The sequence below is a fragment of the Flavobacterium shii genome, from assembly GCF_025847235.1.
Lineage (GTDB): Bacteria > Bacteroidota > Bacteroidia > Flavobacteriales > Flavobacteriaceae > Flavobacterium > Flavobacterium shii.
The window spans coordinates 135943-147843 of the sequence record NZ_JAOZEW010000017.1 but is presented as its reverse complement, the minus strand read 5'-3'; the positions used below and the strand labels follow the sequence as shown (position 1 = coordinate 147843).

Annotated in this window: 11 protein-coding genes; 7 read left to right on the top strand and 4 right to left on the bottom strand. The window is 33.4% G+C overall.

The window, feature by feature from the left end:
* Window positions 1-85 precede the first annotated feature (85 nt).
* Window positions 86-967 carry a dihydrodipicolinate synthase family protein gene (locus OIU83_RS16295; protein ID WP_264207321.1) on the bottom strand — a complete coding sequence of 294 codons (882 nt, stop codon included), beginning with the start codon at window positions 965-967 and terminating at the stop codon, window positions 86-88.
* Between the two features lie 17 nt (window positions 968-984).
* On the bottom strand, window positions 985-1443 hold the full coding sequence (locus OIU83_RS16290) for a cupin domain-containing protein (RefSeq protein WP_264207320.1): 459 nt from the start codon (window positions 1441-1443) through the stop codon (window positions 985-987).
* Between the two features lie 100 nt (window positions 1444-1543).
* Here OIU83_RS16290 and pdxR point away from each other — a divergent pair, with 100 nt between their 5' ends.
* The 3 genes from pdxR to OIU83_RS16275 all read left to right on the top strand — a co-directional run bounded on the left by pdxR (window position 1544) and on the right by OIU83_RS16275 (window position 6221).
* A complete protein-coding gene (pdxR, locus tag OIU83_RS16285; RefSeq protein WP_264207319.1) occupies window positions 1544-2956 on the top strand; it encodes a MocR-like pyridoxine biosynthesis transcription factor PdxR in 1413 nt (470 codons plus the stop codon).
* Window positions 2957-3297: 341 nt separating this feature from the next.
* Window positions 3298-5025 carry a M14 family metallopeptidase gene (locus tag OIU83_RS16280; RefSeq protein ID WP_264207318.1) on the top strand — a complete coding sequence of 576 codons (1728 nt, stop codon included), beginning with the start codon at window positions 3298-3300 and terminating at the stop codon, window positions 5023-5025.
* 317 nt (window positions 5026-5342) lie between these two features.
* Complete coding sequence (locus OIU83_RS16275; RefSeq protein WP_264207317.1) at window positions 5343-6221, top strand: GIY-YIG nuclease family protein; 879 nt, start codon at window positions 5343-5345, stop codon at window positions 6219-6221.
* 351 nt (window positions 6222-6572) lie between these two features.
* Here the strand turns inward: OIU83_RS16275 and OIU83_RS16270 are convergent, their stop codons facing one another.
* On the bottom strand, window positions 6573-7220 hold the full coding sequence (locus OIU83_RS16270) for an NUDIX hydrolase (RefSeq protein WP_264207316.1): 648 nt from the start codon (window positions 7218-7220) through the stop codon (window positions 6573-6575).
* 7 nt (window positions 7221-7227) lie between these two features.
* Between OIU83_RS16270 and pyrE the strand changes: the two genes are divergently transcribed.
* Window positions 7228-7875, top strand: a complete 648-nt coding sequence (pyrE, locus tag OIU83_RS16265; RefSeq protein ID WP_264207315.1) for an orotate phosphoribosyltransferase — start codon at window positions 7228-7230, stop codon at window positions 7873-7875.
* Window positions 7876-8002: 127 nt separating this feature from the next.
* Window positions 8003-8395, top strand: a complete 393-nt coding sequence (locus OIU83_RS16260) for an SRPBCC family protein (protein WP_264207314.1) — start codon at window positions 8003-8005, stop codon at window positions 8393-8395.
* A gap of 294 nt (window positions 8396-8689) precedes the next feature.
* Here the strand turns inward: OIU83_RS16260 and OIU83_RS16255 are convergent, their stop codons facing one another.
* Entirely contained in the window at window positions 8690-9430 is a 741-nt protein-coding gene (locus tag OIU83_RS16255; protein ID WP_264207313.1) for a biotin--[acetyl-CoA-carboxylase] ligase, read from the bottom strand.
* Between the two features lie 93 nt (window positions 9431-9523).
* On the opposite strand from OIU83_RS16255, the gene rsfS reads away from it, so the two are divergent.
* Both rsfS and ftsH read left to right on the top strand, forming a co-directional pair.
* On the top strand, window positions 9524-9895 hold the full coding sequence (gene rsfS / locus OIU83_RS16250; protein WP_264207312.1) for a ribosome silencing factor: 372 nt from the start codon (window positions 9524-9526) through the stop codon (window positions 9893-9895).
* 15 nt (window positions 9896-9910) lie between these two features.
* Window positions 9911-11836, top strand: a complete 1926-nt coding sequence (ftsH, locus tag OIU83_RS16245) for an ATP-dependent zinc metalloprotease FtsH (RefSeq protein WP_264207311.1) — start codon at window positions 9911-9913, stop codon at window positions 11834-11836.
* The last annotated feature ends 65 nt before the right edge of the window (window positions 11837-11901 follow it).

Here is an 11901-nt window from a genome sequence, read left to right as displayed (position 1 = left end):
TGGTAAAACACAAAGCTTTGCGAACTTTGCGATTTTACAGCATCTTACTTATAAAAAAACTTTGCGACCTTTGCGGTTAAAATTCTCACTCTAATTCCTTAAAAATCAACTCTAATTCAGCTATTTCACTTTCAGTTAATGGCTTCAACGGACTTCTTAAAAAACCTCCATCAATCCCCTTAATTTTCAAACCAGCTTTAATCGTTCTTGGCAAACCTTTATTTACAATGAATTTTAAAAGATTCAATTGCTTATAAAATACCTTTTGAGCTTCCTGTAAATCATTATTCTGAATTGCATTGTATAAATCAACATTCAGTTCCGGAATTAAATTAGGCGCTGCAGTACACCATCCAGTTGCACCAGCAGAAAATGCTGCCAATGCCAGCGGGTTCGATCCATTAAAAAATGTAACATCATCACCAAGTTCCCTTTTTAAATAATGCATTCTTTGTACGTCTCCACTACTTTCCTTAATCATAGTAACATTCGGAATCTCCAAAAGTCTTTTTAATAATGCTGGCGACATATCTACCCCACCCGTTGCAGGGTTATTATACGCCATTATAGGAATCGAAATTTGCTTGGCAACAGCATCATAATGCTGTACAATTTCATCATCCGTAAGTTTCCAATAACTCATCGGAATTATCATAACTGCATCCGCACCTGCTTTTTCGGCAAACTTAGCATGATAAATTGTTTTTTCGGTAGTTAGGTTTGATACACCCACTAAAACAGGAACTCTACCATTAACTTGTTCTATAGTAGCTTCAGTAATTGCTTCTTTTTCTTCATCCGTTAAATACGGCATAACACCTGTACTTCCTAACGGAGCAACACCATGAGAACCAGAAACAATCAATCTTTCTAATAACTTTTTATACAATACAATATTTACTTTTTCGTCTTTGTCAAACGGAGTAATCGGATAGGCAATAATACCTTTAAACAATGTGTTTTTCATTTACTTTTCTTTTTTAATTAAATATCTCTTCCTTCTTCTTCACGCAATGCAACACCTAAATTTTGTAGTTGAGGTGCGTTTTCACAAGCTATATATTTAGCCGATACCACGTTGCTTAAATTCTTGTGTCTGTGCCAAGCCCAACTCGGGATATAAACTGCATCGCCTGCCTTCCACTCTACTTTTACATCTTCTACTTCGGTATAACCATGCCCCTCTATTACATACAAGACCGTTTCATACGTATGTCTGTGTCTATTTGTCATTTGGTCTGGCAATAAACCACCAATAGTCATACTTACGTTTTTACTCGGGAGATCAATAAAGAAAACAGGATGCTTTCTTTCCGTAGAAAATTGATTATGAACTCCAGCTTGCTCAACATCTCTATGTATTAATTTTTCTGGCATCACAAAAGTTGGTCGTGCAAATGTTTCGTGAAAGTCTTTTGATGAAAATTGTTTTTTAGTTTCCATGATTATATAATTTGTTTGTTTTTTGCATTATTGCGTTACAAAATTACCGTAACTTTGGACTACCTATATAACACAGTTTAAACACAAACACCTAGTCCAGATGTTAAGACCTTGGCAATTAGAAATTCAGATAAATAATAATTCCGATAAAGCGATTTATCTCCAAATCGCCGATGCCATTATAGAAGCCATAAAAACAGGAATTCTTAATAGCGGAAATGCTTTACCAGGAAGCAGGCAACTTGCTGGACTACTCAAAGTAAACAGAAATACGGTTATTGAAGCCCTAGATGTACTCATAGCCGAAGGTTGGCTTATTACAATGGAAAGAAAAGGGACTTTTGTTGCCGATGTTTTACCTATTATTACTGAAACTACAAATCATAAAAGAAAGATTGAATCTACACCTAAAGAAGTAAAACCCCTTTTAATTTTTGATGATGGTATTCCCGATAGCCGAATTGCACCCATGAATGAACTGGCAAGGGCTTACAGACAAATTTTTAATCGAAAATCGCGCTGGCAGATAATGGGTTATAGCAACGAACTTGGAAATTTAGAATTTAGAAAAGCCATTGTGCAAATGCTAAATTTTAAAAGAGGAATGAATATAACTCCAGATGAAATATGCATTACCCGAGGAAGTCAAATGGCCATGTACCTCGCCTCCCATTGTTTATTTACCAAAGGAGATTATATAATGGTCGAAAATCCGGGATACAAACCCGCTTGGGAAACATTTGAAAATGCCGGAGCCCAATTACTTCCTATAAATATTGACAAAGATGGATTAGTAATTGATGAAGTCGAAGAATACGTAACCAAATACAAGAATATTAAAGCAATTTACGTTACGCCGCATCATCAATTTCCAACGACTGTAACACTGAGTTTAAAAAGGAGATTAAAACTCGTAGAATTATCCAATACATACGGTTTTACAATTATTGAAGACGATTATGACAACGAATTCCATTTCGGACAAAGACCAATCTTACCTATTTCGAGTTATAGCAATGCCAAAAACACGATTTACATAGGAACATTGAGCAAAATCGTTGCGCCTGCTTTAAGGATTGGTTATTTGGTAAGCAGTCCCGAAACCGTAGAAAAAGTAGCCAAACACCGAAAAATGATAGACGTGCAAGGCGATAATATAATGGAAGAAGCAGTTTTACAACTTATAAATGAAGGTGAAATAAAAAGACACCTCAAACGCACCACTATCATTTACAAAGCTAAAAGGGATTATTTTGAAACCATTTGCAATAAATACCTAAAAGATAAAACAACATTCGTAAAACCCGAAGGCGGTTTGGCATTTTGGATTGTACCAAATTCACCTGTAGATATCCCCGAAATTGCAGATAAACTCCTTTTAAAAGGAATAAAAATCATAACACCCGAGAAGTTTAGTTTTGATAAACCCATATCAGGTTTTAGACTTGGCTACGCATCCTTAAGCGAACAACAAATCGAAGAAGGAATTATAGAATTGGCTAGGTATTTATAAATTAAGTTTTCAGTGACAGTGACAGTCACAGTCACAGTTAAAACAAAGCTTTGCGTTCTTTACGTAAATCCTTGCGTCCTATGCGGTTAATTTTAAACTAAATCACAGTTTTTTTTACCGCAAAGGAAGCAAATGTTTTATTAGGTAAGATTTTATAAAATCGCAAAGTTCGCAAAGCTTTGTTATTTTATAGAGTTTTACATCCTTTGGAGTTAATCGCTCCAGAAAATTAGATAATCTAAGTAACCTTTGTCCCTTTGTAGCTTAGAATCTTAGTGCCTTTAAAAAAAAACTTCTCTCAGAAAAATAATTATATTTGGTTCCTATTAAAAAACCAAACCATGAGAATTTTCACATTATGCTTTTTCTTTCTAACCTGCACAACCTTTGCTCAGAAAGCCAATAAATACGACACTTATTTCGAAAAAGGAAACGGAAACCAATCGGCTAATTATCAAGAAACCATAAAATACTACACACTTCTTGCACATGATTTCCCAACTATCAAAATGCAGGAAATGGGACTTACAGATAGTGGATATCCGCTATACATGATAACTTTTAATCCTGACAAACAATTTGATTTTGAGGCAATCAAAAAGAACAAAGCTGTAATTCTTCTTAACAATGGTATTCACGCTGGCGAACCTGACGGAATTGACGCAACTATGCAACTGTTTAGAGATTTGGCTTTAGGAAAGATAAAAGCGCCAAAAAATACCGTAATAGTAACAATTCCTGTTTATAATATTGGCGGTGCTTTAAACAGAAACTCAACTACAAGAGCCAATCAGGACGGACCAGAAGAATATGGTTTTCGCGGAAACGCCAGAAACTATGACTTAAACCGTGATTTAATTAAATCGGATACGCGTAATACAAAAAGTTTTGTAGAAATTTTTCATAAAACAAACCCTGATGTTTTTATCGATAACCACGTAAGTAATGGTTCTGATTACCAATACAAACTTACTTATATCATGACGCAACATAATAAATTAGGTACTGTTTTAGGCGATTATCTAAATCTGGAAATGATGCCAGCATTGGTAAAAGATTTACAGAAAAAAAATATAGAAACAACTCCTTATGTCAATGCTTTTGAAGAAACTCCTGATAATGGTTTTATACAATTTTCGGATACCCCTCGTTATACAACCGGTTATACTTCTCTTTTTAATACCATTGGGTTTGTGGTCGAAACACATATGCTTAAAAATTATGCCGAGCGTGTAAAAGCTACTTACGAATACATGACATCTACAATTGATTTTACTGATGCCAATTATAAGAAAATAAAAGAAATGCGTTTGAAAAACGAAACGCAATATGCACCTAAAAAACCTTATACCATTAAATGGGAAATTGATAGCACTAAAATGACAACTTTTTCATTCTTAGGGTACGAAGCAAGTCATAAAAAGAGTGAAGCCACAACTGGAGACAGATTATTCTACGACAGAACAAAACCATACAAAAAAGACATTCCGTATATAAAAGAGTTCAAATCGGTTAAAGATATTACCGTTCCTACAGCCTATATTATTCCTAAAGGATTCTGGAATGTTATCGATTTACTCAAAAGTAATGACGTTACCTACACGCAACTAAAAAAAGATACGATAATAGAAGTTGAAAGCCATAGAATTGCCGATTTTAAAACGACAAACTCAGCCTACGAAGGACATTATTTACACCGAAACACTAAAGTTACTTCTCAAATAACAAAAGTTCCTTTTTACAAAGGTGATTACATATTTTCTACCCAACAAAAAGCAATTAAATACCTATTAGAAACATTAGAACCCGAAGGTGTGGACTCTTTCTTTAACTGGAATTTCTTTGATACGATGCTACAACAAAAAGAAGGATACTCAGAATATGTTTTTGAAGATACCGCAGCAAAACTTCTAAAAGATAATCCAAAATTAAAAGCCGATTTGGAGCAAGCCAAACTCAATGACCCTAAATTTGCTAAAAACCCCGAAGCACAATTAGATTGGATTTACAAACATTCTGCCTATTATGAAAAAGCGCATTTGCAATATCCGGTTTATCGTGTTTTATGAGTTTAACCGCAGAGGTCGCAAAGGTTTTTATTTAGATTATCTTGAAATACTCAAAGACCGCAAAGCTGTTTCGGAAAACCTTTGTCAAAGTTTTGTTTAGTTTGATATTATCAATATTTATTACATGTTTCTCGTAATATTATTCTATTCAAGCTTTTACCTTTGAAAAATATCTGTCTTAAATTAATAGTAACTTTCCTTATTTTATACTTTTTTTGATTATTTTTGAAAATCACGAACTTAAAATATTTTCTCCACTCCATTAATTTAGGAGCTTTTATAATTATGAATATTTTTAGTTAATTTAAAAATAAAAAATGTTTGGAAAAAGCATAAGAATATATTTATCAGACGGCTCACCTAGCGGATTACGTCATGTAGAAATTGCAAATTGGTCAGGACAAGCAATTGCATGTCCAAGAAGTCGTTTTTCAGAGTTAAAAAAATGGACTGAATCACAACGCCCTGGAGTATATTTTTTACTCGAAAAACACTCGACTGATGACAAAAATGCAGTTTATATTGGTGAATCTGAAAATGTCTACAAAAGACTTATCGAACATGATAGTAAAAAGGACTTTTGGAATGAAGTTATTTTATTCACAAGTAAAGATGAACATCTAACTAAATCTCATATAAAATATCTAGAATCCCGATTATCAGATATTACTAAAAATGCAGATAGGTATACCACGCAAAATGGAAACAAACCAACTGAATCTACTTTACCTCGAGCAGAAAAAGATGCCATGGAAGAATTTATTCATAATGCAAAAATGATTTTAGGAACTTTAGGTCATAAATTATTGGAACCTATAAATTCCACAAATTCTGAAAACATTTACACAAACACTGAATCATTGTTTGAACATAAATTCTTTTTTAATGTTAATGGCCTTTCTGCGGAAGGAAAACAAAATGATGAAGGATTTCTATTAATTAAGAACTCTGAAATTTCAATAGAAACTACAACAAGTATTCCTGGGAAAATAAACTCAATGAGAAATAAACTAATTGAAGATCAAATTCTAATTAAAAAAAATAACAGACTTATACTAACAAAAGATATCATTTTAAGTTCATCCTCATACGCAGCAGCATTAGTTGCAGGAACTAGCAGAAGTGGGCCTCAGAGTTGGAAAGATTCTAATGGAAAAACTCTAAAAGCTTTAGAAGAAAGTTTAATAAAAATATAATATATAGGCAAAACCAATTATAAAGGTCATTAATTCCCTCAGCTGGCACGATCATCACACCCGTAAAAATAATCTAAATCAAACAAGGATTATTTAATCTTGATTATTAATTCAATATAAAAATATAAATAGATTCATCAACAAGGCACTAGCACACGCAACTGAAAACTGAGACTGAATACTACTTAACCACAAACAAAATCCTGCGTGAGGGATAGCAGCAAGCTACCAAAGTAGCGCGTATAGCCCGACAGCATGTAAGAAAAGACCCAATGAACGTAATGCTCATTGGGTCTTTTTTTATATGGTGGCACGCCATTATTAAGGTGCTTAATATAAAATAGTAAAGTCCTATTTATTCTCTATACTCTCTGTTATATCTTCTCCACTCTCTTTTACAATAACTTTATTTTCTTCTTCGAATAATAATTTGATGTTTTCGTAAGAGTTTTTAAGTGCTTCTTTTATTTGTACCGGATTTAACCAGGCAACTTTTTCGATTCCTTCTTCTAATTGTCCTTGTGGCGTTCCTTTAAAATCGGATTGCATTTCGAACCAATGTGTAATTTTTAATTTGTATTTACCATTGCGTTTAAAAACGTGATACGTTTTCTGTAATTTATTGGTAATTCTTAATTTACCTACACCAGTTTCCTCCTCTACCTCACGCATGGCAGTGTCTTCTATCTCCTCACCTTTTTCTATTCCGCCTTTTGGTAAGTCCCATTTTCCATTTCGGAAGATGAATAAAACCTCTCCTTTTTTATTATAAACTAGCCCTCCTCCTGCTTTATTGACAGGGATTTTTGACTTTAACGTTTTCATAATTTCCTTTTCATCAGGATGATATAAATACGCCGCTTGAATTTTATTTTGGAACATTTTGACTATAATTTGCTCTATGTCAATACTTTCCAACAAGAACAATTGAAAATTAGTCTCTTTGGAGATTTCATTTGTCAAAAAAAGTGGTTTGTCGTTCACAAAAACTTTATACATTTGTACTATGATTTTTAATAAAGATACTGCCGAAAAAACAGCCGAATTGCTTTTGCAAATAAATGCAATTAAATTGAATCCAGGAAATCCTTTTACATGGGCTTCTGGATGGAAGTCACCTATTTATTGTGATAACAGGCTAATTCTCTCATTTCCGAGCATCAGAAATTATGTTAGAGATGAGTTTGCTAAGAACATTGAAAAACAATTTGGTAAGCCAGATGTAATCGCTGGAGTCGCTACAGGTGCCATAGGTATTGGTATTCTTGTTGCCGAAAGCTTAGGATTACCGTTTGTATATGTTAGACCAGAAGCTAAAAAACACGGAAGACAAAATCAAGTTGAAGGTTTTTTACAAAAAGGACAAAATGTTGTTGTTGTCGAAGATTTAATAAGCACAGGAAATAGTAGTTTACTTGCTGTTGAAGCCCTGCGTAATGCTGGAGCCAATATAAAAGGGATGGCTGCAATATTCACATATGGCTTTGATGTTGCAGAAAAGAACTTCCAGAATGCAAATATCGACTTGTACACATTGAGCAACTATTCGAACTTATTAAACCTTGCTGTTGCTAAAAAATACATTCCCGAAGAAGATTTAGTTACCTTGCAGGAATGGAACGTAAACCCGATGGTTTGGAGACAAGAAGAGTAATTTCTGACTAGATTTATTAATCTTGATTTAGAAATTTAGTTCCAATACAGGTTTGTGCTTATAACGTTTAACAACATAAAAACTTTGCAGTAAAAATTTACGATATTATTTAAATAAAAAATAAAATATGAACTTAGAAAGTCCAAAAGTTACTGTTGAGAAATCGGCTCAAGAATTATTTGATTTATTGAGTGATGTGAGAAATTTTGAAAAATTAATGCCTGACAACATTGCTAAATTTGAAGTAATTGGCGAAGATGCTTTTATTTTTGGATTAAAAGGGATGCCAGAAATAAAATTAAAAATGAAAGAAAAAACAGCTCCAAGCAAAATTGTTTTGGGTGCTGCAAGCGATAAATTACCCTTTACGCTTGTTTCTAACATCGAATCTGTTTCGGACACTTCTAGTGCTGTAAAACTTGATTTTGAAGGAGAATTCAACCCGATGATGGCTATGATGATAAAAGGACCTATTGGGAAATTTATCGAAACTCTTGCCAATAATATGACGAAGCTTTAATTATTAATTATCGATTGTTGATTATTAATTATAAAATTTAAAAAGTCCGATTTAGCTTTGCTAAATCGGACTTTTTGTTTCAGCTCATAACTAGAAATCTCTGAACCTTTTACTTGCCACAGATTAAATGGATTAAAAATGATTAAAAAAAGTTTCACGCATATCAATACAGACTTAAACCGTTTTTTTTCTCACACAGTTACTAAGAGAATAAAAAACAAAAAATCACAATCAGAATAAAACCTTTGAACCTTTGTCACTTAGAACCTTTGCAGCTTAGAACCTTAGCACCTTTTAATAAAGCATCTGTATTTCCTTAATTTCAAATTCTGATACCGAGTCATCTTCTAATAAAATTTGTAGTTTTCCTATTGGGGAAACGCCTTGAATAATTCCCATAAAATTTTGTCCCAAAGCTTCTGGGTTAAGATTTTTAAAAGGCATGGGAACTCCTTTTCTAAACAATTTATTAAAATATTCATCCCAAAATAGGACAGATTGCTCTTGCCAAAGAATAATTTTCTGTTTCATTTTCTCTACAATCAATTCTACAAGTTCTTCTTTGTTAAATTCGGCGTTACAAATCACAGAAAGAGAGGAAGCATTTGGCAGATTATCGAAATTTGTCTGATTTACATTTAATCCTAAACCAACAACTGACACAATAGTTCCGTCACTTTTGAGCGTATTTTCTATCAAAATACCACCTATCTTCTTATTGTATGACATAATGTCGTTAGGCCATTTAATACTTAAATCAGGAATATTTAACTCTTCTAAAATCTTTATTACTGATAGCGAAATGATAATATTCAGATTATAGAACTGCTCATTACTATGCAAAAAACCCCTCACCAATACACTCATTATTAAATTCTTACCTATATCCGAACGCCATACTGCTCCCATCTGCCCCTTCCCTTTTGTTTGATTCTCGGCAGTGACCACCGTAAAATTCTCAAGTTCGTGTTGGCTACTTAATGATTTTAAGAACTCATTCGTAGAATCTATGGCATCGAGTTTGATTAGTTTCATCTAAATAATTTATATAACTTAATTTAATATTTTGTTAAGGTTCAAAAATAATCACAAAAATTGGTAACTTTACAAACTCATATAAAATAATTCATGGCGAAAAAGACTGTTAATAATGATGTTCTGTTAGCGAACATAATCAAAGGAATCGAAGAAGTAAAAGGAAATGATATCACTATCCTGGACTTAAGGGAAATAGACGCAGCAGTTTGCGATTATTTTATCGTTTGCAACGGAAATTCGAATACTCAAGTTAACGCCATCGTAGGCTCAATACAAAAAACTGTATCAAAAGAATTAAAAGACAAACCATGGCATGTAGAAGGAACCGATAACGCGGAATGGGTTCTTATGGATTACGTGCACATTGTTGTTCACGTATTTCAAAAACACATTCGAGAATATTACAATATCGAGAGTCTTTGGGGAGATGCCAAAATAACTACAATCGAAAACAAATACTAAAGAAACTTTCTTCAAATGGCTAAAGATAATAATCCAACCCCGAGTAAATTTAAAATAAGTCCTTGGTTAATTTATACCGCAATACTTTTAATATTTTTATTTATCAGTTTTGCAACCGGAGGATCAAGTTTACAAGAGCCGGCACAATTAACTTCTTCTAAATTCAATGATTTTTTAGAAAAAGGACAAATTGATAAAGTAATTGTATACAATAAAGCTGAAGCCGAAGTGTATCTTAATGCTGCTGGACTTAAGGATCCAGCAAATAAAAAAGTATCTAAAGATATTTTTGACCGACCAAATAAAGGTCCTCACTATACTTTGGAAATTGGTAATGACCAGATTTTTCAAACTAAATTAGAAAAAGCAGTTAGTGAAGGCAAGCTAAAAGATTTTAATTTCCTTCAAAAGAATAACTGGAGCGATATTTTAATTAGCTTACTTCCAATTATCATCATTATTGGTGTTTGGATTTTCATTATGAGAAAAATGTCAGGCGGCGCTGGTGGCGGTGGCGGACAAATTTTCAATATTGGAAAATCGAAAGCTAAACTTTTTGATGAAAAAACAGATATCAAAACTACATTTAAAGATGTGGCTGGTTTAGAAGGCGCGAAAGAGGAAATACAAGAGATTGTAGAATTCTTAAAAAACCCTGAAAAATACACCAATCTAGGAGGTAAAATACCTAAAGGTGCTTTACTTGTAGGTCCTCCGGGAACTGGTAAAACATTATTAGCAAAAGCTGTAGCTGGTGAAGCTCAAGTACCATTCTTCTCCCTATCAGGTTCAGATTTTGTTGAAATGTTTGTAGGTGTTGGAGCATCACGTGTACGTGATTTGTTCAAACAAGCTAAAGAAAAATCTCCTGCAATCATTTTCATTGATGAAATTGATGCTGTAGGTAGAGCTCGTGGAAAAAGCAATATGTCTGGAGGTAATGACGAAAGAGAAAATACATTGAACCAATTACTAACCGAAATGGATGGTTTTGGAACAAACTCTAACGTAATTGTATTAGCTGCAACAAATAGAGCCGATGTTCTTGACAAAGCTTTAATGCGTGCTGGTCGTTTTGACAGACAAATATTTGTAGACTTACCAGACATTCGTGAAAGAGCAGAAATTTTTCAAGTACACTTAGCTCCTTTGAAAAAAGTAGAAGGTCTTGATTTAGATTTCCTAGCAAAACAAACTCCTGGATTCTCAGGAGCAGATATTGCAAACGTATGTAACGAAGCTGCCTTAATTGCTGCAAGAAACAACAAAACTGCTGTAGATAAACAAGATTTCCTTGATGCAGTAGACAGAATTGTAGGTGGACTAGAGAAGAAAAACAAAATTATTACTCCTGACGAAAAGAAAGCAATTGCAATTCACGAAGCAGGACACGCTACTGTAAGCTGGATGCTAGAACATGCTGCTCCTCTTATTAAGGTAACTATTGTTCCTCGCGGACAAAGTTTAGGAGCTGCTTGGTACTTACCCGAAGAGAGACAAATCGTAAGAACAGATCAAATGTTAGACGAAATGTGTGCTACTATGGGCGGAAGAGCTGCAGAAAAAGTAACTTTTGACAGAATTTCAACTGGAGCATTAAGCGATTTAGAAAAAGTTACACGTCAGGCTCGTGCTATGGTAACGATTTACGGATTGAATGAAAAAATCGGAAATGTTACTTATTATGATTCAACTGGACAAAGCGAATACAACTTTTCAAAACCATATTCTGAAGACACTGCAAAAGTAATTGACAAAGAAATTTCGGAATTAATTGAAGGTCAATACCAAAGAGCAATTCAAATCTTAGAAGAAAACAAAGATAAGTTAAACCAACTTGCTGATATCTTAATTGAAAAAGAGGTTATTTTTAAAGATGACCTTGAAGCAATATTCGGAAAACGTACATTTGATAAAAATCTAGAAGAAGTAGTTTCATAATACTATTAAAATAATTTAATTATTTTTAAAATCTTAATTCAAAAGCCACTTTTGAATTAAGATTT